Source organism: Halomicrococcus pelagicus (assembly GCF_050954125.1).
Map to the genome: position 1 here is coordinate 606,123 of NZ_JBPBWC010000001.1, position 25,319 is coordinate 631,441.

25 protein-coding genes are annotated in these 25,319 nt (G+C 69.1%); 18 read left to right on the forward strand and 7 right to left on the reverse strand.

The genetic code is table 11. The annotated features are described in order from the left end of the window. Positions 1 to 22: 22 nt before the first annotated feature. A complete protein-coding gene (locus ACRYA2_RS03390; RefSeq protein WP_433624216.1) occupies positions 23 to 976 on the forward strand; it encodes an MBL fold metallo-hydrolase in 954 nt (317 codons plus the stop codon). Next, the gene (locus ACRYA2_RS03395; protein ID WP_433624218.1) at positions 973 to 2,691 is read left to right on the forward strand and encodes an adenine deaminase C-terminal domain-containing protein; all 1,719 of its coding nucleotides are present in this window, start codon (positions 973 to 975) and stop codon (positions 2,689 to 2,691) included. Before ACRYA2_RS03390 ends, ACRYA2_RS03395 begins: the two co-directional genes overlap by 4 nt. Here ACRYA2_RS03395 and ACRYA2_RS03400 read toward each other — a convergent pair whose 3' ends face one another. Next, positions 2,692 to 2,931 (reverse strand): hypothetical protein, encoded by a 240-nt coding sequence (locus ACRYA2_RS03400; protein WP_433624220.1) that lies wholly within the window; start codon positions 2,929 to 2,931, stop codon positions 2,692 to 2,694. It abuts the gene before it with no gap. 151 nt (positions 2,932 to 3,082) lie between these two features. Here ACRYA2_RS03400 and ACRYA2_RS03405 point away from each other — a divergent pair, with 151 nt between their 5' ends. Continuing rightward, on the forward strand, positions 3,083 to 3,361 hold the full coding sequence (locus ACRYA2_RS03405; RefSeq protein ID WP_433624222.1) for an acylphosphatase: 279 nt from the start codon (positions 3,083 to 3,085) through the stop codon (positions 3,359 to 3,361). Between the two features lie 52 nt (positions 3,362 to 3,413). Here ACRYA2_RS03405 and ACRYA2_RS03410 read toward each other — a convergent pair whose 3' ends face one another. Then, positions 3,414 to 4,295 (reverse strand): DNA-3-methyladenine glycosylase family protein, encoded by an 882-nt coding sequence (locus ACRYA2_RS03410; RefSeq protein ID WP_433624224.1) that lies wholly within the window; start codon positions 4,293 to 4,295, stop codon positions 3,414 to 3,416. 185 nt (positions 4,296 to 4,480) lie between these two features. On the opposite strand from ACRYA2_RS03410, the gene ACRYA2_RS03415 reads away from it, so the two are divergent. The 5 genes from ACRYA2_RS03415 (at position 4,481) to ACRYA2_RS03435 (ending at position 10,209) form a co-directional block, all read left to right on the forward strand. Beyond that, positions 4,481 to 4,936: a DUF555 domain-containing protein gene (locus ACRYA2_RS03415; protein ID WP_433624226.1), complete on the forward strand. Its 456-nt coding sequence runs from the start codon at positions 4,481 to 4,483 to the stop codon at positions 4,934 to 4,936. Positions 4,937 to 5,067: 131 nt separating this feature from the next. Further along, positions 5,068 to 5,775 (forward strand): SDR family oxidoreductase, encoded by a 708-nt coding sequence (locus ACRYA2_RS03420; protein WP_433624228.1) that lies wholly within the window; start codon positions 5,068 to 5,070, stop codon positions 5,773 to 5,775. 143 nt (positions 5,776 to 5,918) lie between these two features. Next, on the forward strand, positions 5,919 to 7,310 hold the full coding sequence (locus tag ACRYA2_RS03425; RefSeq protein ID WP_433624230.1) for a sodium-dependent transporter: 1,392 nt from the start codon (positions 5,919 to 5,921) through the stop codon (positions 7,308 to 7,310). Between the two features lie 108 nt (positions 7,311 to 7,418). Beyond that, positions 7,419 to 8,723: a sodium-dependent transporter gene (locus ACRYA2_RS03430; protein WP_433624232.1), complete on the forward strand. Its 1,305-nt coding sequence runs from the start codon at positions 7,419 to 7,421 to the stop codon at positions 8,721 to 8,723. Between the two features lie 169 nt (positions 8,724 to 8,892). Beyond that, positions 8,893 to 10,209 (forward strand): sodium-dependent transporter, encoded by a 1,317-nt coding sequence (locus ACRYA2_RS03435; RefSeq protein WP_433624234.1) that lies wholly within the window; start codon positions 8,893 to 8,895, stop codon positions 10,207 to 10,209. Positions 10,210 to 10,336: 127 nt separating this feature from the next. On the opposite strand, the gene ACRYA2_RS03440 is transcribed toward ACRYA2_RS03435, so the two are convergent. From ACRYA2_RS03440 to ACRYA2_RS03450, 3 genes are all read right to left on the reverse strand, one after another. Beyond that, the gene (locus ACRYA2_RS03440) at positions 10,337 to 11,398 is read right to left on the reverse strand and encodes a phytoene/squalene synthase family protein (RefSeq protein ID WP_433624236.1); all 1,062 of its coding nucleotides are present in this window, start codon (positions 11,396 to 11,398) and stop codon (positions 10,337 to 10,339) included. Positions 11,399 to 11,501: 103 nt separating this feature from the next. Further along, positions 11,502 to 12,461: a DUF368 domain-containing protein gene (locus tag ACRYA2_RS03445; protein ID WP_433624724.1), complete on the reverse strand. Its 960-nt coding sequence runs from the start codon at positions 12,459 to 12,461 to the stop codon at positions 11,502 to 11,504. Between the two features lie 121 nt (positions 12,462 to 12,582). Further along, entirely contained in the window at positions 12,583 to 13,806 is a 1,224-nt protein-coding gene (locus ACRYA2_RS03450) for an HD domain-containing protein (protein ID WP_433624238.1), read from the reverse strand. A 120-nt stretch (positions 13,807 to 13,926) separates the two neighbouring features. Here ACRYA2_RS03450 and cofD point away from each other — a divergent pair, with 120 nt between their 5' ends. The 6 genes from cofD (at position 13,927) to asd (ending at position 18,416) form a co-directional block, all read left to right on the forward strand. Further along, positions 13,927 to 14,922: a 2-phospho-L-lactate transferase gene (cofD, locus tag ACRYA2_RS03455; protein WP_433624240.1), complete on the forward strand. Its 996-nt coding sequence runs from the start codon at positions 13,927 to 13,929 to the stop codon at positions 14,920 to 14,922. Next, entirely contained in the window at positions 14,922 to 15,686 is a 765-nt protein-coding gene (locus ACRYA2_RS03460) for a tRNA-dihydrouridine synthase (protein WP_433624242.1), read from the forward strand. Before cofD ends, ACRYA2_RS03460 begins: the two co-directional genes overlap by 1 nt. Continuing rightward, positions 15,683 to 16,519, forward strand: coding sequence for a triphosphoribosyl-dephospho-CoA synthase (locus ACRYA2_RS03465; protein ID WP_433624244.1), 837 nt, complete (start codon positions 15,683 to 15,685; stop codon positions 16,517 to 16,519). Before ACRYA2_RS03460 ends, ACRYA2_RS03465 begins: the two co-directional genes overlap by 4 nt. Then, positions 16,516 to 17,079, forward strand: coding sequence for a DUF447 domain-containing protein (locus tag ACRYA2_RS03470; protein ID WP_433624246.1), 564 nt, complete (start codon positions 16,516 to 16,518; stop codon positions 17,077 to 17,079). The genes ACRYA2_RS03465 and ACRYA2_RS03470 overlap by 4 nt, the downstream gene beginning before the upstream one ends. A 55-nt stretch (positions 17,080 to 17,134) precedes the next feature. Next, complete coding sequence (locus ACRYA2_RS03475) at positions 17,135 to 17,308, forward strand: 30S ribosomal protein S17e (protein WP_113275648.1); 174 nt, start codon at positions 17,135 to 17,137, stop codon at positions 17,306 to 17,308. 73 nt (positions 17,309 to 17,381) lie between these two features. Then, positions 17,382 to 18,416, forward strand: coding sequence for an aspartate-semialdehyde dehydrogenase (asd, locus tag ACRYA2_RS03480; RefSeq protein ID WP_433624249.1), 1,035 nt, complete (start codon positions 17,382 to 17,384; stop codon positions 18,414 to 18,416). Here the strand turns inward: asd and ACRYA2_RS03485 are convergent, their stop codons facing one another. Further along, positions 18,417 to 19,223 carry an SDR family NAD(P)-dependent oxidoreductase gene (locus tag ACRYA2_RS03485; protein WP_433624251.1) on the reverse strand — a complete coding sequence of 269 codons (807 nt, stop codon included), beginning with the start codon at positions 19,221 to 19,223 and terminating at the stop codon, positions 18,417 to 18,419. Between the two features lie 153 nt (positions 19,224 to 19,376). Here ACRYA2_RS03485 and ACRYA2_RS03490 point away from each other — a divergent pair, with 153 nt between their 5' ends. The 4 genes from ACRYA2_RS03490 to ACRYA2_RS03505 all read left to right on the forward strand — a co-directional run bounded on the left by ACRYA2_RS03490 (position 19,377) and on the right by ACRYA2_RS03505 (position 24,851). Continuing rightward, on the forward strand, positions 19,377 to 20,477 hold the full coding sequence (locus ACRYA2_RS03490; protein ID WP_433624253.1) for a putative sulfate/molybdate transporter: 1,101 nt from the start codon (positions 19,377 to 19,379) through the stop codon (positions 20,475 to 20,477). A 25-nt stretch (positions 20,478 to 20,502) separates the two neighbouring features. Next, positions 20,503 to 21,690, forward strand: coding sequence for a lactate 2-monooxygenase (locus tag ACRYA2_RS03495; RefSeq protein WP_433624255.1), 1,188 nt, complete (start codon positions 20,503 to 20,505; stop codon positions 21,688 to 21,690). 99 nt (positions 21,691 to 21,789) lie between these two features. After that, positions 21,790 to 22,737, forward strand: coding sequence for a DUF7504 family protein (locus ACRYA2_RS03500; protein ID WP_433624257.1), 948 nt, complete (start codon positions 21,790 to 21,792; stop codon positions 22,735 to 22,737). Between the two features lie 47 nt (positions 22,738 to 22,784). Continuing rightward, a complete protein-coding gene (locus ACRYA2_RS03505) occupies positions 22,785 to 24,851 on the forward strand; it encodes a hypothetical protein (protein WP_433624259.1) in 2,067 nt (688 codons plus the stop codon). Here the strand turns inward: ACRYA2_RS03505 and ACRYA2_RS03510 are convergent. Then, positions 24,848 to 24,988, reverse strand: coding sequence for a DUF7503 family protein (locus tag ACRYA2_RS03510; RefSeq protein ID WP_433624261.1), 141 nt, complete (start codon positions 24,986 to 24,988; stop codon positions 24,848 to 24,850). The two genes, ACRYA2_RS03505 and ACRYA2_RS03510, sit on opposite strands and share 4 nt — an antisense overlap. Positions 24,989 to 25,319: the final 331 nt, after the last annotated feature.

Consider the following 25,319-nt stretch of genomic DNA (forward strand, 5'->3'; position numbering starts at 1 on the left):
AGCGCGGGAAGAAACGGTGCGTATGTTCACGCGGCTTTCGATTCCGACGCCGTTCGAGGTCGGACCAGTGAACGCCTATCTCGCGGGGCGGACGCTGGTCGACCCGGGGCCGGGGAGCGAGGAAGCATGGGCGACGCTGCTCGACGCGCTGGAAGAGCGGGAACTCGGCCCGACGGACGTCGAGCAAGTGCTCGTCACCCATCCCCACCCGGACCACTTCGGCCTCGCCGCGCGGCTTCGGGAAGCAGGGGCACGCGTCGTCGCCAGCCCCGGAACTGCGGACATCATCCGGGACTTCGCCGCTCGACTGGAGTACGAACAGGAGTACTTCGTCGACTTCTTCGACCGGAACGGGATGGCTCGCACGACCGCGCAGACGGTGACCGACCTGCCGTCGGCGTACCTCTCGGTCGCGCCCGGCGTCGAGACGGACCGCGAACTCGACGACGGGGAGGTCATCGAGGTCCACGACAGCGCCGTGACGGCCGAGGCGGTACAGGGCCACGCCCACGGCGAGACCGCGTTCACGTTCGAGGACGACGGCGAGTCGACCGCCATCGTCGGCGACCACGTCCTCCCCGACATCACACCGAACCCGCTGCTCCAGCCGCCCGCCAGCGATGACGGAGACCGCCCGCGGGTCCTCCCGGCCTACAACCGCTCGCTGGAAGGGCTGCGCGAACGCGGGTTCGACCGCCTGCTGCCGGGCCACCGCGAGATCATCGACGAGCCGACGAAGCGCATCGACGAGATACTCTCCGCCCACGAGGAGCGCACGCGAGAGGTTCGGGAACTCGTCGACGGCCCGACGACCGCGTTCGACGTGATGGAGGGGCTGTTCGGTGACCTGCCCGCGACGGAGCAGTTCCCCGCCATGAGCGAGGCGGTTGGTCATCTCGACGTGCTGGAGGAGCGCGGCGACGTCGAGCGGCGCAAGCAGGGCGGCGTCTACGTCTACGAAGAGGTGGCGGCGTGAACGACCTGCAACCCGTCGCGCTCGGCGAGGAGAACGCCGACCTCGTCGTCCGGGGCGGTCGCGTCCTCGTGCCGGAACTCGGGGAGTTCCAGGCCCGCGACGTCGCCGTCCAGAACAACCGGGTGGCAGCGCTGCCGGAGGACGCCGACGACGTCGTCGGCGAGGAGACCGAAGTCGTCAACGCCCGGGACCGCGTCGTCGCGCCGGGGTTCATCGACGCACACACGCATCTCGACCTCCACCAGACGTTCGAGAACGCGTACCACTATGCCCTGGAGAGCGGCACGACGACCGTCGTCTCGGAGGTGACCGGGTTCGGTCCCGCGTTCGGCGCGGAAGGCGTCGAAGAGCTGCTGGCCGCGACCTCCTACTTGCCCATTCGCGTGGCGGCGACGGTGCCCCCCCAGCCGACCATCGAGACGTTCGAACCCGCCAGGGAGGCCCCCGGCGAACTCGCCGACTTGCTCGGCGACCCCCGCATCGTCGGCGTCGGCGAGACCGACTGGATTCACGCGGTCGGCCGGGACACGCCCGCGGAGCGGCTGTACGAGCGGGCGGCCCGCGAGGGCAAGACCGTCACCGGCCACGGTGCGGGCTGCTCGGACGAGAAACTCCAGGCGTTCGCCTCCATCGTCGACGACGACCACGAGGCCATCTCCGGCGAGGGAATCGTCGAGCGCGTCGCGAACGGCATCCACGCCATCGGGCGGTACGGCTCCATCCGCGACGACGTAGAGGCCGTCGGCGACGCCTACGAGGAGGTCGGCGCGAGCGAACTGTCGCTGTCGACCGACGGGATGTGGCCGCGGGAACTCGTTCGCGAGGGGTACATGGACGTCGTCGTCCGGCGAGCCATCGAGGAGGGCGTCGCGCCCGCCGACGCACTTCGGATGGCGACGCTGAACCCCGCCCGCCACTTCGGGCTGTCCGACCGCGGCTCGCTCGCGCCGGGTAACCTCGCAGACATCGTCGTCATCGACGACCTCGAATCGGTCAACGTCACGACGGTCGTGGCGGACGGCGAGGTCGTCTACGACAACAACGAGACGACGGTCGCGCCCCGCGCCTACGAGTACCCGGACCGGTTCTACGACAGCGTCGACGTGAGCACCGACCCCGGCCAGTACCGGGTGCCCGCGAACGCCGCCGACGACGGCGCGGTCAGGGCAATCGAACACGACCACGGCCTCGTCTCGCTGGCGACGACCGTCGAACCGCCTCGCGAGGGCGACGACCTCGTCGCCGACCCCGAGTCCGGCCTCCTCAAGGCGGTCCTGCTCGACCGCCACCCGGACGGCGACGGCACCGGGTTCGCCGGCTTCCTGACGGGGTTCGGCGCGTTCGAGGGTGCGGTAGCGACCAGCGTCGTCTGGGAGGTGCCGGGCGTGCTCGCGGTCGGCAGCGGCGAGGACCTCCGGACCGCAGTCGCCCACGTCAACGAGATGGGCGGCGGCTGGGCGGTCGTCGACGACGGCGAGGTGGTCGCCGAACTGCCGGCGCGCGTGGCCGGCGTCTGCTCGGACCTCGAAGTCGAGGAGACGGCGAAGCTGTACGACGCCGTCGCGAGCGCGCTCCGGACGCTCGGCGCGACGGCCGACCAGCCGATGCTCGCGCTCCAGACGCTCACCTTCCCCGGCGTCCCGGCGCTGAAGATGTCGTTCTCGGGCTACGCCGACGTCTTCGCCCGCGAGACGGTCGGGCTGGCACTCGAGTAGCTACTCCTCGCTCCCGTCGCTTCCGGGTTCGTCGGTCGGCGTCTCGCCGGCCTCGCGACTGTGCTCCCGGATGGTCCGTATCTGCGCGTACGGGAAGAAGTTCCGCCCCCCTTCCCGTGCCAGCCAGACCCCGGTTTCGTAGAACTCCACCTCGTGGCCCTCGACCGGCGAGACGATGTTCCGGTCGCCGTCGCCGCGTTCGCTCGGCACGAGGTAGACGTCGTACACTTTCTCCCCCATGGAGCGCGGTACGCCGAACGACGCCAAAACGGTGCTGGCTCGACCCCCCGCCGCGTCCGCGGCGTCCGGCCCGCGAGTCCGCCGCCGGCGTCGGGTCGTCGGGGGGCCGACTACCCCCGGTCTTTTGGCGTTCGCGCGCGAAGCCCAGCGCATGACGGACCGGACCAGAGCGCACGTGTTCGTCTCCGGGACGGTACAGGGCGTCTACTACCGCGCGAATACCCGCGACGCGGCGAGAGAACGGGGCGTCGACGGCTGGGTGCAGAATCTCTCGGACGGCCGCGTCGAGGCCGTCTTCGAGGGTTCCGAGGACGCTGTCGACGAGATGGTCGAGTGGTGCGAGACCGGCAGTCCCGCCGCCGACGTCGAGGACGTCGAGGTGGAGTACGGCGACCCCGAGGGCGAGGACGGGTTCCGAATCCGTCGCTGACGCTGCCCCGTCGTCCGGCGAGTCCCCGACGGTTCCTCCGGGGCCGCCGCCGTCAGTTCCGCAGGTAGTGGAAGACGTAGGTCTGGGCGTAGCCGGCGTACTGGCCGCCGAACCGCTCGCGGATTGCGCGCGACGTCTCGGCGTACGACCCGCGCGCGCAGTCCGGATAGTGTTCCTCGATTGCGGACCGAATCCACGTGTCCAGCGGGACGGCTTCGAGGTAATCGAGCGAGAAGAGGAGGACGCAGTCGGCCACCTTGTCGCCGACGCCGACGAACTGCTTCAGCGCGTCACGGGCGTCCTCGTAGGGCAGTCCGCGCGCGTCGTCCGCGGTCGTCTCGCCGGAGGCAACCAGTTCCGCGGTTCGCCGGACGTACGGCGCGCGGTAGCCGAGTCCGAGGTCCCGCAGTTCGGATTCGGTCGCGGCGGCGAGCTGGTCCGGCGTCGGGAACGCGTGGTACGTATCGCCGTCGAACGCGACCGCGTCGCCATACTCGCGGGCCAGCGCGGTCTGCATGTCGTAGATGCGTTTCACGCGCATCTGGGCCGAGCAGATGAACGAGACGAGACAGGGGAAGAAGGGGTCGCGGACGAGACGCATCCCCGAGTAGGCGTCGAAGGCGGCGTCGACCAGCGAGTCGTCGGGCGTCGCGTCGACGATCGCCGCGAGGTCGTCGTCGAGGCGCAGCAGGTCGAACAGGAGCGGTTCGGCGTCGGTCGTCGCCTCCCACTCGACGACGCCGTCGCGCTGGCGGGCGCGCACTACCTCGCCGTCGACGGTGGCGTAGTACCACGCCGACCCGCCGTACGCGCCCGTTGTCTCGTACATTCGGCCGTCTTCGCGCCGCCAGACGTAGCTCTGGCCGCTCTCGACTGTCGACTGGAGGTCGAACCCGCCCGGCAGGTCGGCGACGGGAATGGAACCGGAAGCCATCGCTCTCCGAGAGACGCCGGACGGGAGCAAGTCTTTCGCTTCGGACGAGACGCCGACATAATGCGAGGGCTTCTCTCACACCCCTCGTAACGCCGTACGGCGGACGTGAGGCGGCCGATTTCACCCGGAGAATCGGATCGAGGGCCAAACTTCATACTGTTGGCGATACAACACCCGGTGGGACCATGAACTGCAGAGTCGTCGTCGAGGCCGCGATTCCGGTGTACGACGTGGAGACGCCGGACGAGGCGGTGCGGATCGCCATCTCCAAGACTGGCGAGTTGCTGAACCCGGACCTGAACTACGTCGAGATCAACATGGGCGAGCGCACCTCGCCGGACGGCGAGGAACTCCCGCCGGCGTTCATCGCCGCGGACGAGGCGCTCGTCGCGCTCGAACTCGAGATGACGGTGTTCAACGTCGAACGGGAAGAGCACGCCTCCCGCATCGCGCGCAAGGAGATCGGCCAGCGCCTCGAGAACATCCCGCTGTCGGTCCTCGAAGTCGAGATCATCGAGGAGGACGGAACCGAGGACGAAACCGAAGACGAGAGCGAGGAGTCGGTCGACGAGTCCGACGCCTCCGACGAGTCCTCGGACGAGGACGACGTTCTCCCCGAGTTCGAAGACCTCATCGAGTGACCGCCGAGCGGACGGCCGCGGTCCGGGTCGCAGTCGTACGGGGACAGGGTTTTCCGTCTCTCTCCTGCAGTTCGACGTGACGGCGTCTGTGGACGTGCGATTTTATCAGTCGAGCGGTCGAGGTACCGCCCATGAGCGTCAGCTTCGACTTCGACGGACGGGTCGCGCTCGTCACGGGCGCGAGCGGCGCGCTCGGCAGCGCCGCGTGCGAGGCGTTCGCCGACGCGGGTGCGACCGTCTGTGCGACCGACGTGGTGGAACCGGAGGGCGAGGACGCGCTGCTCGACCCGGAGATGGTCGACTTCTACCGGGGCGACCTCACCGACGAGTCGGAGGTCGAGACGGTCGTCGAGCGAGTGGTCGACGACCACGGCGGCATCGACGCGCTGGCGAACGTCGCCGGCACCTGGAAGGGTGGGTCGCCCGTCGAGGAGACGGACGTGGCGACGTTCGACCTTCTGTTCGACGTGAACCTGAAGACGGCGTTCCTCGCCAGCAAGCACGCCCTGCCACACCTCCAGGAGCGTTCGGGAGCCATCGTCTCCGTCAGCGCGCGCTCCTCGCTCCGGGGCGGCGAGGGCGACGGACCCTACCGGGCGTCCAAGGCCGGCGTCCGCCTGCTCACGGAGACGCTCGCCGAGGAGAACGAGGGCGAGGTGCGGGCGAATGCCGTCATGCCGAGCGTCATCGACACCCCGGCGAACCGCGAGATGATGCCGGACGCCGACCACGAAACGTGGGTGGACCCGGCCGACATCGCCGAGGTGATGCTGTTCCTCTGCAGCGACGCGGCGAGCGTGACCAGCGGCGCGGCGGTGCCAGTGTACGGGGAGGCCTGATCCGGCCGCGCGACCCCGGCGGCGTCGCTCGATTCCCGCGTGGTTATCTTTCGGCCCGATACGGATAATCGATAGCGAACGATTCCTCCGGATAATAAATACCGTGTAGCTTATGAATCGAGGTTAGGAAGGCTCGAGCACTCATGACACAGCGAGAGACGTGGACGACGCGGCTGGGATTCATCCTCGCCGCGGTGGGTAGCGCCGTCGGACTCGGTAACATCTGGGGGTTCCCGTTCCAGGCCGGCAGGAACGGCGGGGCGGCGTTCCTGCTCGTCTATCTGGTCGTCGTGTTACTCGTCGGCCTGCCGGCGATGCTGATAGAGTTCGTCGTCGGACGACGGAGCAAGAAGAACCCCGTCGACGCGTTCCGGGAACTCGGCTACGGTAGCTGGACGTTCGCAGGCGCGCTGACCGCGTTCATCGCCTTCTGGATACTCTCGTTCTACAGCGTCGTCGGTGGCTGGGTCATTCGCTACCTCGTCGGGAGCCTGACCGGCGCGTACTTCGGCGGAACCGAAGTCGGGAACTACTTCCTGAGCATCGCGATGGGCCCGGACGCCGTGGCGTTCCACGCGCTGTTCATGCTGCTGTCCGTCGGCATCGTCGCGCTGGGCGTCTCCGACGGCATCGAGCGGGCGACCAAACTGATGGTGCCGAGCGTCGTCGTCCTGCTCGTCGGCATCGCAGTCTGGGCCGCGACGCTGAGCAACGCGGGGGCAGGGTACGACTTCTACCTCTCGCCCGACCTCGGGGAAGTCCAGTGGGGCACGGTCATTCCGTACGCCGTCGGGCAGGCGTTTTTCACGCTCTCGCTCGGGATGGGTGCGATGATAACGTACGCGTCGTATCTCGGCGAAGACGACAGTCTGCCGGCTGACGGGGGTATCATCGCCGTGCTGAACACGCTCGTCGGCGTGCTCGCCGGTCTCGTCGTCTTCCCGGTGCTGTTCCACTACGACCCGAACATCGACCTCTCGGGTGCCGGCGGCTCAGGCACGGCGTTCACGACGTTGAGCAGCGCGTTCGCGGGCCTGGGTAGCGGTGGACGGGTGCTCGCGTCCGTGTTCTTCTTCGTCCTGCTCATCGCCGCGCTGTCCAGTTCCATCAGCCTCCTCGAGGTCGTAACCTCCTACGTCCTCGACAACACCGACTACGAGCGGTCGAGCGTCTCCGTCGGGGCCGGGTCGGCCGTCTTCCTGTTCGGCCTACCGGCCGCGCTCGGACTGAACTGGCTTGGCCTGCAGGACGCCAGCGGCATCGATACGCTCACCTGGTACAACGACATCGCGTACAACCTCCTGTTGCCGCTCTCGGTCCTCGCCGTCGCGGTGTTCGTCGGCTGGGTGTACGGCCGGGACGCGCTCGACGAGATACGCCGGGGTTCGGAGACCGGCAACTGGTTCTCCGTGACCTGGCTCTGGTTCGTCCGCCTGGTCGTCCCCGCCGGCATCCTCTTCACGCTCGTCCTCGGCGTCCAGACGCTGCTCGTGAACGCGCAGGTGCTCGCCGGTCCCGTGTTCGAGTTCGGCTGAGAGCCCGGCGTCGGCCGCGGTCAAGACGTTCTTCCATACAGGGACTATCGGAACGGATGATAGTAATCGCATTTTTTATAAGCTAGTCTTCGGTTGGGACGGATAAGCATGGCACAACGTGAAACGTGGGCGTCCAGGGTCGGATTCATCCTGGCCGCCGTCGGTAGCGCAGTCGGCCTCGGAAACATCTGGCGATTCCCGTACATGACTGCGGAGTACGGTGGCGCGGCGTTCCTAGTCGTGTACCTCATCGCCGCGTTCGGCATCGGACTTCCGGCGATGCTCGCGGAGTTCGCCATCGGACGGAAGGCGAAGAAGAACGTCATCAACGCCTTCGAGGGCATCGGATATCCAGCGTGGCAGATAATCGGCTTGCTCGGGCTGGTGACGGGGTTCTGGATACTGTCGTACTACAGCGTCGTCGGCGGCTGGGTCATCCAGTACGTCATCGGCACGGTCCAGGGCGCGTACTTCGGTAACCCCGAGGCGTACTTCGGGAGCATCTCGACCGGCACGTCGACCATCGTCTTCCACGCCGTCTTCATGGCGCTGACCGTCGGCATCGTCGCGCTCGGCGTCGAGGACGGTATCGAGGCCGCGACGAAGCTGATGGTCCCGTCCATCCTCGTCATCCTCGCCGGCCTGGCCGTCTGGGGCTCGACCCTCCCCGGCGCGATGGAGGGCTTCGAGTACTTCCTCAACCCGAACTTCGACGCGCTCATGTCGAACCTCGACACCATCATCCCGTTCGCGGTCGGGCAGGCGTTCTTCTCGCTGTCGCTCGGGATGGGCGTGATGATAACGTACGCGTCGTACCTCGGCAAGGACGACAACCTCGGCATGGACGGTAGCCTCATCGTCATCCTGAACACGTCCGTCGGCGTGCTCGCCGGCCTCGTCGTCTTCCCGCTCCTGTACGCGCAGGGCGTCGACCCGGGCAGCGCCGGTGCCGGCGCGGTGTTCATCAGCATGGCGACCGCGTTCGCGGAGCTTCCAGGAGGGACCGTCATCGGGCTGATATTCTTCCTCGTCGTCCTCGTGGCGGCGCTGTCGTCGGCGATCAGCCTGCTGGAGGTCGTCGTCTCCTACGCGGTCGACAACTACGCTATCGGTCGCCTACCGGCCACCGCCGCGCTCGGCCTGGTCATCTTCCTGCTGGGCCTCCCCAGCGCGATGAGCCTCGACACGTTCGGGCTGTACGACACCGTCGCCAACAGCCTGCTACTGCCGCTCGGCGTGACGCTCATCGTCACGTTCGTCGGCTGGGTGTTCGCCGGTGGAGCCATCGAGGAACTCCGGCAGGGCACCGACGGCCTCGGGTCGCTCGGGCCGGCGTGGCTGTGGCACGTCCGCACCGTCGTCCTGGTCGCCGTCGTCGGAACGCTCGCGCTGAGCTTCATGGAGTTCCTGTAGAGGTCGTCCGTCCGGGCGCGACCCTGGCGACGATTTCTAGGCGAACGAGAATTTTTCCCGCTGCATCGAATTGAATAGTAACCTTCCTGTCCCGTTCACCGACGTTACCGACAGTTGACGGGTTTCAATCCCGAAACCCTCTTGGTCCGGCAGCGAGCGACAAGATGACATGACACGCGAATCGTGGACCACTCGACTCGGTTTCATCCTCGCCGCTGTCGGGAGCGCAGTGGGACTCGGTAATCTCTGGCGATTCCCCTGGATGACGGCGGAGAACGGCGGGAGCGCCTTTCTCGTCGTCTATCTCGGCATCATCCTATTAGTCGGCGTTCCCGGACTGCTCGCGGAGTTCGTCATCGGTCGCCGTTCCAAGCGCAATCCGGCCGGCGCGCTCTACCGGCTCTCCAACGGCTCCGGCTCGTGGGGTATCGTCGGCCTGCTCGGCGTGTTCACCGCACTCGTCCTCCTCTCGTTCTACAGCGTCGTCGGCGGCTGGATACTCCGGTACGTCGGCGCGAGCGTCACCGGCGCGTACTTCGGCAACCCCGGCTACTTCGACGCCATCAGCTTCGGGGCCGAGGCGGCGGCGTTCCACGTCGCGTTCCTCGGACTGACGGCCTTCATCGTCGTCGGCGGCGTCCGGAGCGGTATCGAGAAGGCGACGACGGTGATGACGCCGCTCATCGTCGTCATGCTGGCCGCGCTGGCGGTCTGGGCCATCTCGCAGTCCGGGGCCGACGCCGGCCTCGCGTTCTACCTCGACTTCGACGCCGACTACCTGCAGGCCAATCCCATTTCGGTGCTCCAGGCCGCGGCCGGTCAGGCTCTCTTCACCCTCTCGCTCGGCGTCGGAACGATGATAACGTACGCCTCCTACCTCGGCGAGGACAACAGCCTCGCGTTCGACGGGAGCGTCATCGCCCTTCTCAACACGGGCGTCGGCGTTCTCGCCGGCCTCGTCGTCTTCCCCCTGCTGTTCGCTCTCCAGGGCGGTCTCTCGGAGACGGCGGCGGGCGGCGGTCCGGGCGCGCTGTTCGTCAGCGTCGCGAGCGCCTTCCAGCAGGTTCCGTTCGGTCAACTGCTGGCCGTCGGCTTCTTCGGCGTCGTCCTCCTGGCGGCCCTCTCCAGTTCCATCAGCATGCTGGAGATCCCGGTCGCCTACCTCGTCGACGAACACGACGTCTCGCGGCGGTCGGCCACGCTCGGCCTCGCCGGACTGATCCTCGTGACGGGAACCGTCTGCGCGCTCAACCCCGGCCTGTTCACGACGGTCTCCGGCCCCGTGGTCGACACCCTGCTCACCGCCGGGCTGGCGGGCTTCCTCGTGTTCGCCGGTTGGGTGCTAGGCGGCGACGCGCTCGCGGAGTACGGCACCGGGTCGGGCCGGATAGCGCGGGCGCTCGGCGTTCCCTGGCTCTGGAGCATCCGTACCGTCCTGCCCGTGTTCCTCCTCGTGACGCTCGGGCTGAGCCTCGGACTGGTGTGACCCGCATCGGGACAACCGACCGTCCGTACGTTCCGACGGACCCGCCCGTCGAGAACCGGTCGGCGGGAACGCGGTCGTCGCTTTCCGGTGAAGAGAGCGTCGGCAGTGGCTCACGTTCGACGGCGACTCAGGCCCGGTGGAACGGCGTCTCGGCGACCGTCGCGCGGAGGTCCGCGATCGCCTCGCGCTCGACGCCGTCGGAGAAGGCGGCCATCAGGGCGTGGACCTCCTCGCGGTCGACCTTGATTCCCTCGCGGCGCAGGGCGTCGCCCGGTCGGTCCTGAACCTCCCTGAGCGTCCCGACCGCGAGCAGGAACGGGATGACCCACGCGACGAGGCGGTTGCCCTTCGTCTCCGGCATCGCCTCCAGGTACGCGAGGGCGTCGTCGGCGTAGCTCTCGGCGCGTTCCGCCGTGCGCTCGACGACCGCGGCGACCGCCTCGGCGTGCTCGGGGTCACAGAGGTCGTCCTGCGGGACGCCGTGGGCCTCCAGCCACGACGCCGGGAGATAGACGTTGTTCTCCTCGTGGTAGTCGGCGTGTACGTCCTTGGCGACGTTGACGAGTTGCAGGAGGAGCGCGAACGACTCGGCCGTCTCGCGCATGCGCGCGACCTGTTCGCGGTCGGCGTCGCGAGAGACCAGGTTCGTCACGAGTTCGCCGACGGTCCCGGCGACGTAGTAGCAGTACTCTTCGAGTTCCTCGACTGTCCCGATGCGGAGACCACCGGCGTCGCTGTGCTCGTCGACGAACGTCGCCATCCCACCGACGAGTTCCCGAACCGGGGGACGGACGGCGCTACGAACCGACGCCGGGCGCGTTTCGAACGTGGCGACGACTCGCGGCGCGTTAGCGACGACGTCCCAGTCGTCGCCGCCGTCGTCCGGAATCCACTCTTCGACGTCGGTCGAGAAGTCGGTAGCGTCGGTCGGATCGTCGGGGTCGAGCACCCGCGCGTACAGTCGGAGCAACTCGGCCTGTTCGTCCGGCGGAACGTGGCCCGCGTCCTCGATAGTGTCGGCGACTCTGCAGAGGAGGTATCCGACGCCGATAGCGTCTGCCATGGGCGCTTCCAGTAGATCGATGGTGATAGCGAACGTCCGTGAGACCCCCTGAACCGCGTCGTGACACCAGTCGAGGTCGGCGCGGTGAGCGTCGTCGAACGTCGTGGTTGATGTTCGTCCGTCCATTCGTGAGACCAAACCGCCATTTCCTTCGACGGGTTAGGATAAAACATCTGGGGCTAACGACTCCGATGTCAGTCGATGCGAACGTCCCCCGGAGTCGACGCCGTCAGTAGTTCAGGTCGTCTGTGTAGTAGTCGAGCGCGAGGACGGCGAAGACGCCGACGAGAGCGGCGACGACGACGGCGGCGACGGTCGGTCCGGTCCAGCCGTCGAGCAGTCCCGGATGGTCGTACGTGCCGGTCACCACGCTCACGACCTGCTGTGCTGGGTAGCGCAGCGCGCCGACCATCAGGCTGACGAGGAATGCGAGCGTGGCGAACCGGTAGTGCTCCAGCGCCCACGAGACGACGCGCGAGACGGTGAGGAGGCCGAGCACGGCACCCACCATGAACGTCGTGACGGGCGTCCCCAGTTCGACCACGTGCGCGAAACTCCCGCCCCCGACGAGGTCCAGCACCGCGCTCAGGAACTCGTGGAGCGTCCCCGAGAGGTACGTATACAGACCGAACAGCATCAGCAGGAGCGCTCCCGACACGCCCGGCAATATCATCGCACAGATAGCGATGGCACCGCCGAAGAAGACCAGCGCCAGCGAGGGGGACGCAGCCTGCGTCTCGGACGCGCCGGCGACGAGGAAGGCGAGGGCGAACCCGGCGACGGCGGCGCCGATGCGGAGCGGCGTCGTTATCGCCACCTCCCGGTAGAGGACGACGGCGGACGCGAGGACGAGGCCGAAGAAGAACGCGAACATCAGCGCCGGGACCGTCTCGTCGGCGTAGTCGACCAGTCCGGTCACCGTCACCACGGCCGTGACGATGCCCGTGCCGAGCGCGAGCAGAAATCCGACGTCCATCTCCTTCAGCATCGCCCACGCCTCGGCGCGGGCGTCGGCGTCGTAGAACTGGAGGAGCGACGAGACGAGGCGGGGGTCGAACGAAGCGATGGCGGAGATGAGGCGTTCGTAGATACCCGTGATGAGCGCGATAGTGCCGCCGGAGACGCCCGGAACGGCGTCGGCAGCGCCCATGCACAGTCCCTTCAGGTAGACGGACAACCAGGCACGCATTGGCCCGGCGTTTCCGGGCCAGTCAAAAAACCGTTCCCATCTCCCGGTCGCATCGGTGTCGTCGCTCATCGGCGCGGGAGTACGTCCGGCGTCGCTATCAGCCTTCGGCCCGATGGAGCGCTTACTCGAAGTCGTCGAGTGTCGTCCGCTGTCCGGTTCGCACCTTGCTGACGAGCGCGCCCTCCGTGTCGAGGCCCAGCACGCGCTCGGTGGCGGCGCCGACTGCCCCGGTCTCGTCGGCGGGGGCGTACGCGCCGAGCCGCCACTGGTCGTGCTGGACCTGCTGGAGCGCGCGGACGAGCGTCGACTGGCGGGCGAGCGGACGGACCTCCCCGTTGACGATGACCCGTGAGGACGACTCCTTCATGCCGGGGCGGCCCGGCACGTCGAGGACGACGTGTTCGGGGTCGACGCCCGCGTCCGCGGCGACGTCGCGCTCGAACTCCCGGATGGTCTCGTGGTCGGCGTCGACCACCTCGTCCGGCACGTCGTCCATCTCCGCCCAGACCGCGCGCTTGTAGAGGTCCCGCTGGGAGAGGCGACGGGCGTACTCGGTCGTGTCGGGGTTGGTCCGGAGCGCGACGAGCAGGTCGTGGTCGTCCATCCGGCGCAGGTCGTCGGCGGTGACGTCGGGCGCGTCGAGCAGGCGCTCGCTCGCGCGCTGGACCATCGCCTTGCTGATGCGGGTGACGTGGTGGGTGTACACGGTCGGATTCATCAGCGCGCGGGCGACGAGCAGGCTCTCTGCGGTCTGGACGTTGCCCTCCGCGAGGACGAGTTCGCCGTCGATGAACGTCAGTTCGTGGACCAGCCGTTCGTGGTCGATTGTGCCGTAGGGGACGCCGGTGTGGTGGGCGTCCCGGACGAGGTAGTCCATCCGGTCGACGTCGAGTTCGCCCGAGACGAGCTGGCCGAGTTCGCCCTCGCCGGCGATGAGGCCGGCGATGGCGTCCGGGTCGAGGTCGTGGTCGCGGAGCACGCCCCCGACCGTCGAGTCGACCAGCAGGTCCGCCACGTCGTCGTGGTACTTGCCCGTGTGCCGGTAGACGAGCTCCTCGACGGTGTGGCTGTACGGGCTGTGGCCCACGTCGTGCAGTATCGCGGCGGCGCGCATCCGCTCGGCCTGGACGCCCTCGATGCCCAGGTTGTCGAGCGCCTGGCAGGCGAGGTGGTAGACGCCGAGGCTGTGCTCGAAGCGCGTGTGGTTCGCGGAGGGGTAGACGAGCCGGGCCGTCCCGAGCTGTTTGATGTGACGCAACCGCTGTACTGCGGGCGTGTCGAGTAAGTCCCGGGCGACGCCCTCGACCTGGATGTGGTCGTGGACGCTGTCCTTGATTGTCTTCATTGTGAGTGGTTTGGACCGTCCTGATATAAAAACTGAAGGACGAGCGAGAAGCGACGTTCGTCGACGTACCGGACGACGAGGAGCGCAAGCGTTTACACGCCCGAACGCGCACCTCGACGTATGACGACGTTTCTCTCAGGGGGGACGGGCACCCCCAAGCTGCTCGACGGCGCGGACGACGTCTTCTCGCCCGCCGAGACGACCGTGATCGGCAATACGGGCGACGACGTGGAACTCGGCGGCCTGCTCGTCTGCCCTGACGTCGACACCGTTCTCTTCCAGCAGGCCGGCGAACTCGACCGGGAGACGTGGTGGGGCATCGCCGACGACACGACGGCGACCCACGACGAACTCCGTCGGCTCGCCGAGTCGGCCGACCTGGCGGGCGGGCCGCGCTACCTGCCCGACGAGCGCCAGACCGCGGGCCGCCGAATCGCGCGCTGGCGGCGATTCTCCGGCGTCGCGGAGTTCATGGAGATCGGCGACCGCGACCGCGCGGTCCACGTGACCCGAACCGGACTGCTCGACGAGGGACGCACGCTCACGGAGACCACCCGAACGCTGGCGGACGCGTTCGACGTGCCGCTCGACCTCGTGCCGATGAGCGACGACCCGGTGGCGAGCATCGTCCACACGCCCGAGGGGCCGATGCACTTCCAGGAGTTCTGGGTCGCCCGGCGCGGCGACCCCGAGGTCGTGGACGTGGAGTTTCGCGGCGCGGACGAGGCCGAGCCGGCGCCACCGGTGCTCGACGCGCTCCGCGGCGAGACGGTCGTCGTCGGTCCCTCGAACCCGGTGACCAGCATCGGACCGATGCTCGCCGTCGACGGCGTCCGCGAAGCGCTCGACGACGCGACGGTGGTCGCCGTCTCGCCGTTCGTCGAGGACCGCGTGTTCTCCGGCCCCGCGGCGGAGCTGATGGCGGCGACGGGCTACGACCCGAGCACGGCCGGCGTCGCCGCGGCCTACCCGTTCGCGGACGCGTTCGTGCTGGACGACGCCGACGGCACGGACCTGGACCGGCCCGTCGTCCGCACCGACACCGAGATGAACGACGCCGAGGACGCCGGCCGGGTCGCGCGAGCGGTCGCCGACGCCCTCGCGGAGGTGGCGTGATGTTCGACCCCAGGGTCGCCGCCGCCAGCCTCAGCGGCGAGTCGGACGCCGAGTGGGCGCGCGCCGCCGAAGCGCACGTCGGCGCTGCGTTCCTCGGCGGCATCGCGCTCGACGACCCGACGCGGACGGCGGCCCGCGAACTCGTCGCCCGCGACCGCGAGGAGTTCCTGCCCGACGACCCCGTGGCGTTCGTCGACCGCCAGCTGGGGGCGCTCGACGACGCGCCGCTCCGCCCCGGATTCAACGTCCGCGCGGCGTCGCCGGAACCGGTCGGGGAGGTCGCTGTGGTCTGTCGGCGCCACGGCGCGATGCTGGAGGTCAACGCCCACTGCCGCCAGGACGAGATGTGCGCCGTGGGCGCCGGGGAGGCGCTGCTCCGGGACCCCGACCGCCTCTGCGGACAGGTCCGGGCGGCCGCCGACGCCGGCGCGACGGTGAGCGTGAAGGTCAGGACGGAGGTCGCGGGCGTCGACCTCCCCGAACTCGCCGGACGCGTCTCGGCGGCCGGCGCGGACGCCGTGCACGTAGACGCGATGGACTCCGAGGCGGTCGTCGCCGACGTGGTGGCCGCCGTCCCGGACGACTGCTTCGTCGTCGCGAACAACGGCGTCAGGGACGCCGCGACAGTCCGGGAGTACCTCGATTACGGCGCAGACGCCGTCAGCGTCGGTCGACCGAGCGACGACCCCGCCGTGCTCGAACGGGTCCGGCGGGCGACGGCGGAGTGGTTCCAGGGCGAAGAGCGGACGGAGGCGCGACCGTGACGCCCGCCGAGAACGCCCAGCTCGCGCTCCTGCTGGAGGTCTCCGGGACGCCCAAACCGGGGAACGTGGACCGCGAGCGCGACCTGCCGGACCTCCGGTTCGAGCACTTCCTCGCGGGCGCGGTCGGCGCCGGCGAGGGCCTCCGGGCCGCCGAGTCGGGCGCGCCGGTGGGCGAGGCGTTCGAGCGCGCCGTGGCCGGGATGAGCCGGCAGGAGGGCGACAACACCCAGTTCGGCGCGCTGCTGTTGGTCGTACCGCTTGTGAGCGCCGCGAGCGAACGCGGGGCGGTGACGCCGGACGCTGCGACGGTGGTGGTGGAGGCGACGACGGTCGACGACGCGGCGAACTTCTACCGGGCGTTCGAGCACGTGGACGTGTTCGTCGACGACCCGCCGGAGGACGCCGCGGACCTCGACGTGCGCCGCGGCGCGGACGCGGTGCCGGCGGTCGAGGAGCGCGGGACGACCCTGGCCGAGGTGATGGCGCTCTCCGCGCCGGAGGACGGGGTCGCCCGCGAGTGGACGACGGGGTTCGCGCGCACCTTCGACGGAGCGGAGCGCCTCGCGGAACTCGACGGCCCGCTCTCGGACCGAACGGCCCGGCTCTTTCTCGAACTGCTCGCCGACGAACCGGACACCCTCGTCGCGAAGCAAGCGGGCGAGGAGACCGCCGAGCGCGTCAGCGAGCGAGCGGCGGCCGCGCTCGCCGGGGAGACGGACCCCGGAGCGCTCGCGGACGACCTCGTCGCGGAGGGCCTGAATCCGGGGACGACCGCCGACGTCGTCGCGGCGGCGCTGTTCGTCGCGCTGGAGCGCGGGGAGGTGTCGGTGTGACCGACTGGCCCGTCGACCTCCGCGGGGTCACCGAGTCCGTCGTCACCACGCTCGGACCGAACGGGCTGTGGAACGTCGCGGCGCTCGGACTCCACGCCGGCGACCCGGTGACCGCCCGGACGTGGGGCGACACCCGGACCCGGCGGAACCTCCACCGGCAGGGCGACGGCGTCGTCCAGTTCGTGTCCGACGCCGTCGTCTTCGCCGACGCGGCGCTCGCCGTCCGCGAGGAGTCGGACCCGGTGCTCGACGCCGCGGACGCGTGGGTCGAGGTCGAGGTGGAGCAGGTGGACTCGGGGGAGTCCGGCGACGCTCGCTGGGAGGAGTGGGAGCTTCGTCCCGTCGAATCGCGGGTCGAGCGCGAGACGGTGCCGACGACGAATCGGGGGTTCTACGCCGTCATCGAGGCGACCGTCGCGGCCTCCCGGCTGGACGTTCCGACGTACGACGCGGCGGAACTCCGGTCGCGGCTGGCGTACTTCGAGTCGGTGGTCGAGACCTGCGGCGGCGAGCGCGAGCGTGAGGCGTTCGAGCGGGTCCGCGAGTACGCCGACTGGTAGTCCCCGACGGAGCCGAACGAATGCATTTAAGGGTGACAGCGAGCAAACGACCGGTATGGCGATAAAACCGGACTACGTCAAGAAGACCGGGACTATCCTCCTGGAGCGATACCCGGACGCGTTCACGACGGACTTCGAACAGAACAAAGACAGCGTACAGAAGCTGACGAACATCGACTCGAAGGGCGTTCGCAACCGCATCGCCGGGTACGTCACCCGGAAGAAGTAGGATTTTTCGCGACTGCGGCAGTTTCTGAGCGCGTCGAAAGCTACTTGCACGGACGTAGGTTAGACGTTCGCACATGAGTGTACGAGTCGGTATTCTCGGCGGTACGGGAGCGGTCGGACAGCGGTTCGTTCAGCTACTCGACGGTCACTCCGAGTTCGAACTGGCGACGATAACTGCGAGCGAGAACAGCGCCGGCAAGCCGTACAGCGAGGCGGCCAAGTGGCGCGTCGACTCGCCAATCCCGGACGACGTCGGCGACCTCACGGTGCGCGCGACCGAACCCAGCGCAGTCCCGGACGACCTCGACCTTCTCTTCTCTTCGCTGCCCTCCGGCGTGGCCGCCGACGTCGAACCGGCGTTCGCCGAGGCGGGGTACGTCATCTCCTCGAACTCCTCGAACGCGCGGATGGCCGACGACGTCCCGCTCGTCATCCCGGAGGTCAACCACGGCCACCTCGACCTCATCGAGGTCCAGCGCGACGAGCGCGGATGGGACGGTGCGCTCGTGAAGAACCCGAACTGCTCAACCATCGCGATGGTCCCGACGCTCTCGACGCTCGACCAGTTTGGCCTCGACCGCGTCCACGTCGCCACCCTCCAGGCCGTCTCGGGCGCGGGCTACTCCGGCGTCACGTCGATGGAGATACTCGACAACGTCGTGCCCCACATCGGCGGCGAGGAGGAGAAGATGGAGACCGAGACGCGAAAGCTCCTCGGGAGCTTCGACGGGAGCGGTGTCGACCTCCACGACGTCGAGGTGTCGGCCTCCTGCAACCGCGTGCCCACGCTCGACGGTCACCTGGAGAACGTCTGGGCCGAGACGAACCGGGACGTCGGTCCGACGGACGTCGAGGAGGCGTTCCGCGACGCGCCGACGCTCGACTTGCCGAGCGCGCCCGACCCGCTCATCGAGGTGTTCGACGACGAGTCGCGCCCCCAGCCGCGGCTCGACCGCACGCTCGGCGGCGGCATGGCGGTCGCCGCGGGCGGGGTCCAGGACACGCCGAGCGGGGTCCAGTACAACTGTCTCGCGCACAACACCATCCGCGGTGCCGCGGGCGCGAGCCTGCTCAACGGCGAACTGCTGGCCGAGGACGGCTGGATCTGATCAGACGTCCGGCGACTCCATGACGTCGGGGACGCCGGCCGCCGTTATCGTCTCGCCGACGAGATAGGAGGCGGCGGGGCTGGCGAGGAACTGGACGACGTCGGCTATCTCCTCGCTGGTCCCCACGCGGCGCTCCACGTCGTCGCGCTCGATGTCGTCGGCGCTGATGCCCATCTGCGATTCGAGGCCGGGTGTGGCGACGAACCCCGGCGCGACGCAGTTCACCCGGACGCCGTCGCCCGCCCACTCGTAGGCGAGCGACCGGGTCAGGTTGACGACGCCGGCCTTCGCCGCGCCGTAGTGGCTCATGTACGGCGCGCCGTCCTGACCCGCCACGCTCGCGAGGTTGACCACCGCGCCGCCGCCCTCCTTCAGGTGCTCGCCGGCCGACTGCGTGCAGTGGTACGTGCCAGTGAGGTTGATGTCGACGACGCGCTGCCAGCCGTTCGGGGTGAGGTCGTCGAACCCGGCCATGAAACTCGCGCCGGCGTTGTTGACGAGCACGTCCACGCCGCCGAACTCCTCGACCGTCGCCTCGACGAGCGCGTCGACGGCGTCGCGGTCGGTCACGTCGCACTCGACCGCCAGCGCGCGCCCCGGGCGGTCGCTCTCCTCGATGCCATCGGCGACGGGGTCGACGTTGCCCTGCTCGCGCGAGCAGACGACCACGTCCGCGCCGCCGGCCGCGAACTGTTCGGCGACGACGCGGCCGATGCCGCTCGACGCGCCGGTCACGAGGACGCGCTCGCCCTCGACCGAGAAGCGGTTCGGCGACTCGCTGCCTGCCTCCGTATCACTCTCGTCCATGGGTGACACTACTCGAACCGACAGGAAAGTTCTTGTCGTCGCAGCGAAACTGAGCCGGCCGGCGATGTAACCGTACCCGGTTTCGAAACCCGGGGCCGGAGCCCGATTTCGGTTACTGAGTAAACCTTTGGTAGTTGCGTCCGTTCCGCCGGCATGGCCGTCGAAGTGTCGTACGGCGGGGAGCGTCGGTTCGAACTCTCGGTCGGAGAGGTGACCGGGGCGGTCGGTGACTCCGTGACGGTGTTGCCAGTGGTGGTCGCCGTCGCCGCGCTCACCGACCTCCGACTGCCGGTGCTGCTGCTCGGGTTCGCCGCCTTCCAGGTCGTCTGGGGGTTGCGGTACGGCGTTCCCGTCTCCGTCGAACCGATGAAGGCGCTCGCGGGGCTCGTGGTCGCCGGCACGCTCACGGCCGGCGAGCTGCTGTCGGCGGGGCTGGTCGCCGGCGGCGTCCTGCTCGCGCTGGGCACGACGGGCGCGGTCGGGCGGCTGGCGAACGCGGTCGGCGAACCGGTCGTCCGCGGCGTGCAGGTGAGCGTCGCGCTGTTGCTCGCGCGGACGGGACTCGACCTCGGCGTGGCGGCCCCCGCGACCGCGGCGGCCGCCGTCGGCGTCGCCGGCCTCGCGGTCGCGCTGGGTCACCGCCGCGCCAGCGCGCTCGCCGTACTCACCCTCGGCGTCGTCGTCGCCGGCGTCGACGTGGGGATTCCGACGCCCGGCGTTCCGTCGCTCTCCGCCGGCGTCCCGCTGTTCGCGGGCGGCGTGGCGGTCGCGCTCACGGACGACGCGCTCGCCGCGACCGCCGGCCAGCTCGCGATGACGGTCGGCAACGCCGCGGTCGCCACGTCGCTGCTCCTCTCGGACCTGTACGACGCCGACGTCTCGCCGGACGACCTGGCGACCAGCATGGGCGCGATGAACCTCCTCGCCGTCCCCTTCGGTGCCATGCCGATGTGCCACGGGAGCGGCGGCGTCGCCGGGAAGCACGCCTTCGGCGCGCGCAGCGCCGGCGCGAACCTGGTCCTCGGCCTGCTGTACGCGGTGGCGGCGCTGTTCGCGGCCGACCTCGTGGCCGCCTTCCCGCTCGCCGTGCTCGGCGTCGTCCTCGCGCTGGTCGCGGTCGAACTCGGCCGGGCCGGGCTGGCCACCGATGACCGCTGGCTCGCCCTCGGCGTCGGCGCGCTCGGCCTCGTCACGAACGTCGGCGTGGCGTTCCTCGCCGGCACCGCGGCGTACCAGCTCCGGAGAAAGCTATAATTCCTGTCAGGTGGTCGCACCAGTCATGGACGATCCATCGCAACCGTTCGGTCCGGACCGCCAGAACGAGGTGTACGCCGCGGGAATGCTCGCCGACCAGACGCCCGACCTTCCCGCCTCGCCCGGGGAACTCGCCGACCTCGCCCGCGAGGCGCTGTCGCCGGAGGCGTACGCCTACCTCGCGGGCGGCGCCGGCGACGAGAGCACCGCCCGCGAGAACCGCCGGGCGTTCGACCGCTGGCGCATCGTCCCGCGGATGCTCCGCGACGTCGCGGAGCGGGACCTCTCCGTCGAACTGTTCGATAGCGAACTCCCCGTGCCGGTGCTGCTCGCCCCCATCGGCGTCCAGTCCATCGTCCACGAGGAGGGCGAACTCGCGACTGCGCGCGCCGCCGCCGACCTCGACGTGCCGGTCGTGCTGAGTTCCGCGTCCTCGGAGACGATGGAGGACGTGGCCGGCGAACTCGGCGACACGACGGCCTGGTTCCAGCTCTACTGGAGCGCCGACCGGGACGTGACCGCGAGCTTCCTCCGGCGGGCCGAGGAGGCGGGGTACGAGGCCGTCGTCGTCACCGTCGACACGCCGATGATGGGGTGGCGCGAACGCGACGTCGACCGGGCCTACCTCCCGTTCCTCGACGGCGAGGGCGTGGCGAACTACTTCTCCGACCCCGCCTTCCGCGACGCGCTCGACGCGCCGCCCGAAGAGGACGAGACCGCCGCAGTCTGGCACTTCACGGAGATATTCGGCGACCCGTCGCTGACGTGGGACGACCTGGACTGGCTCCGAGAGCAGACGGACCTCCCCGTCGTGCTGAAAGGCATCCTACACCCCGCGGACGCCCGCGAGGCGCTCGACCGCGGCGTCGACGGCCTCGTCGTCTCGAACCACGGCGGTCGCCAGGTCGACGGCGCTATCGGCGCGCTGGAGGCCCTGCCGGACGTCGTCGACGCGGTGGACGGCCGAGTTCCCGTCCTCTTCGACAGCGGCGTCCGTCGCGGCGCGGACGCGTTCCGGGCCATCGCGCTCGGCGCGGACGCCGTCCTGCTCGGCCGCCCCTACGCCTACGGCCTGGCGGTCGACGGGGAGAACGGCGTTCGTTCCGTCCTCGCCAACTTTCTCGCGGACCTCGACCTGACGCTCGCGCTCTCGGGGTACGACGCCGTGGCGGACGTGGACCGCTCTGCCGTCGTCGCCACCCGGGAGCGGTGATACCGGAGGCTTCTAGTGTGGTATGTTCACACTCACCCCGATATTTCAAATAATCAGTGCGTTTTATACGTGGTTAGGTGTTACGGGAAGTGAAAACCAATGAACCGGGACGAGGACACGGTCGACCGGACGGCTGCCGACGGCGTCCGGAAGGTCCGAAAGAGACGTTCGGACGAGGGCGGTCGAATGCTCGGGACGCTCGTCGTCGAGGCCGTCGCGGAGTCTGCGGGGGTGACGCCTCCCGAGCTGGACACGAGTCTCTACGACGTGATAGACCCCGACGCGCTCGACGCCCTGTTCGCCTCGCGGCGGAACGGGGTCGAGCGAACGGACGGTCAGGTAACGTTCTCGATACACGGCCACTACGCGACCGTCTCCGCCGACGGCGTCGTGGAGGTCGAGTCGGAACTCGCCCGGATAAAGCGCACCGGCGGGAACCTCCTCCTCACCGGCCAGGTGCCGGACGAGGTCCTCGAGGACGCGACAGTCCGATTGCTCGGTCGCGCCGGGGACCACGAACGGGTCGTCGCGCTCCACGACCGGAACGTGGGGACCGCCTACGACCGACTCGACCGCGCGGGTGCGTCGGCCGCCGGCGGGTACGTTCTCGACTACCAGGCCGAGGCCCGGTCGACGACCGCCGCGACGGCGTCAGGGACCGACTACCGGGTGACCGACGTCGGCGGCGACCTCGCCGACTTCGGCGCGGCGATCGAGGAGACGCTACGCCGGATCGACTTCGAACGACGCGGACTCGCCCCGGGCGAACTCCGGTTCTGCTTCGACTCCCTCCGACCGGTCGTCGACGACGATGACGACCGCGACGTCGAACCGTTCCTGAGCGACTGTTTCGACGCCGTCGAGGACCTCTCCGGGCTGGGGTGCTACGTCCTCCCGATGGCGCGTCGCTCCGAGGTGGTGGCCGACATCGAACCCCTATTCGACGCGACCGTCGAGCTTCGCGTCGGCGAGGCCGGGCCGGAACAGCGCTGGTACCTCCAGGACACCGAGTTCACCACGGACTGGTTCGCTCTCGACGAACGCTGAATGGTGCTTCGAGACGGTCGCCGAGGACGCGACAACGAGTGTTCGGCATGAAACCGAGATTCACTACCACCGAGCGGCCGGGCCTGGGACTGTTCGACCCGGTCCAGGACCGACGGTTCGAACTCGAGACGTCGTCGCCGGTCGACCCGTCGCCGGTCGGGACCGACCGCTTCCGGTTCCCGGTCGACGCGGCGGTCGAGGTCGCCGTCGACCAGCTCGTCCTCCCGTACGTCGTCGAGACCTACGTCCGCGACCCCGACGGATCGCCGCTGGTCGAGGCCGAACACTACGCGTACGAAGAGTTACCGCCGGACGAGTACTGCCTCGAGTTGCACGCGCCCATCAAGACGTTCGTCCGGGTCGACGGCGAGGTGACCGTCGCGTCGTCGGTCGACCGCATGGAGTTCGACTTCGGCGAGGAGACCGCCGTCCGCGTCGGCGCGCGCTCCTACCACGAACGCCCGGCGGCGACGGTGACGACGACCGCCGACCCCGAGGACTTGATGGCGGCGGTGTCGACGTTCGGGTCGGCGCTGAAGACGACGAGTCCCGAACGGTCGTTCCCGACGCTCCGGGGCCACCCCCCGACGGTCGAACTCGGGGACGACCTGGCGATTCCGGACGGACTCGACGCCCCCGACACCGGCGTCCACATCGAGGTGCCCACGGACCGACAGTCCGTCTACGCCGTCAGCACGCTCGCGTACTACCTCGGGGCCGACGTTCGACCCGGGGAGCGACCCCGGATCGTCACCGCCGACGGGTTCGAACACTCGCTCCGCACGGACCGTGGGTTCGACGCGGAGGTGGCGCGCGTTCTCCAGCAGGTGTTCCTCCTGGACTGTCTGACCCGGACGGAGGGGCTGTACCCGGTCGACCTCCACGAACGGCAGGCGGTCGAGGACGACGTGTCCCTGTCGTTTCCGGACCTGTACGACGCCCCCTCGGCGGAGCGACTCGCGGCCTACCTCTCGGTCCCGTTCGACGCCGTCCGGGACGCCGTGCCGACGTGGAGACTGGCGGCGCACGTGACGCCGGACGCCGAGAACGCGACGCTGCTTCCGTACCTCGTCGACGACCTCGCGGTCGTCCGACGCGCCGACGCGCAGGGTCGACGGCGAGCGCGCTCGTCGATGCCGTCCTACGTCGACGAGTTCGTCCGGTCGGTGGACCGGGGCCGGCGGGCGAGAAGCGACGAACCGTACGTCTCGCCGCCCGAGACCGACGCGCTCGAACAGGCGTGGCTCGGCGACGGCCGCGTGTTCGGCGCCAACGAACTCCGGCGGGCCGCGTTCGAACACCGCGACCGAGAGACGACCGCGGACGACATCGACATCGACATCGTCTGTAACGACGAGCGGATGCGCGAGGAGGTCGACGTCGAAGACGGTGCGCTCTACGGCGACCGCGCCGACCTCCCGTTCGACGTCACCGTTCACGCGAACTGCTCGACGGAGACGCTCGCCGAACTGCTCGCGTCCGAGACGGACTTCCTCCACTACGTCGGTCACGTCGAGGCAGGAGGGTTCGTCTGTCCGGACGGCGTGCTCGACGCCGAGAGCCTCGACCGGACCGGCGCGAGGACGTTCTTCCTGAATGGCTGTAACTCCTATCGGCAGGGTGTCAGCCTCGTCGAGAACGGCAGCATCGGGGGCATCGTCACGCACGGCGACGTCGGGAACGGCGGGGCGACCGCGGTCGGACGACTCGTCGCGCGCCTGCTCAACGCCGGCTTCTCGCTCCGGTCGGCGCTGGCGGTCGTCCGGGAGCGGCGCATCGTCGCCAACCAGTACACGGTCGTCGGCGACGGCGGCGTCGAGGTGGCACAGAACGAGAGCGGCATCCCCGTCTTCTATCGCGTCCGCTCGACCGACGCGGACGGCGAGTACGGCGTCAGAATCGACACGTATCCGACGTCAGAGCGAGGGATGGGGTCGCTGTACATCCCGTACGTCGGCGACGTGGAGACGCACTTCATCGCCGGGGGACCGCTCCCCGAGTTCCGTATCGGAGCCGACGAACTCGGCTACTACCTCCAGATGGAACAGTTCCCCGTCGTGCTCGACGGGAGCTTTTGCTGGTCGACCGACCTCGGCGTCGACGACCTGCGTTAGGGACCCGAGTTCACGCCGCCGACGGCGGCGGCCGCGTTTCCGGCTTCGAGCAACAGCAGGGCGAGCGTGAACGCGACGCCCATCATCCGCGGATTCTCTGCGAAGTACTTCCGTGACCTTTCGTTTTCGTCGGACATTGCAGGCACTTCTCGTCTCGCCCTCATATTATATTTATCTTAAGAGTATAGCGAGGAAACCAATTGGTCTTTGCCACTTCTCAGCGAAGATTATCGAGTCGCTACCGGAAACGCGGCGAGGATACGCCGTCGTTACCGAAGGCGAACAAGCGATTACCCGGCGACTGAGCGATCGGGAGTTGCGGTGGCGAACGACCGTCGGCGACAACAAGGGATTTCAGGAGGAAACGGCTCCTTGAAGGACGGTTCGTCGTCCGTTACGTTCCGGTTTCCCCAGGTAACCGACCGGCAACGAGTTTCAGTCTTTTGTACCTGGACGGCCTACCGTCGC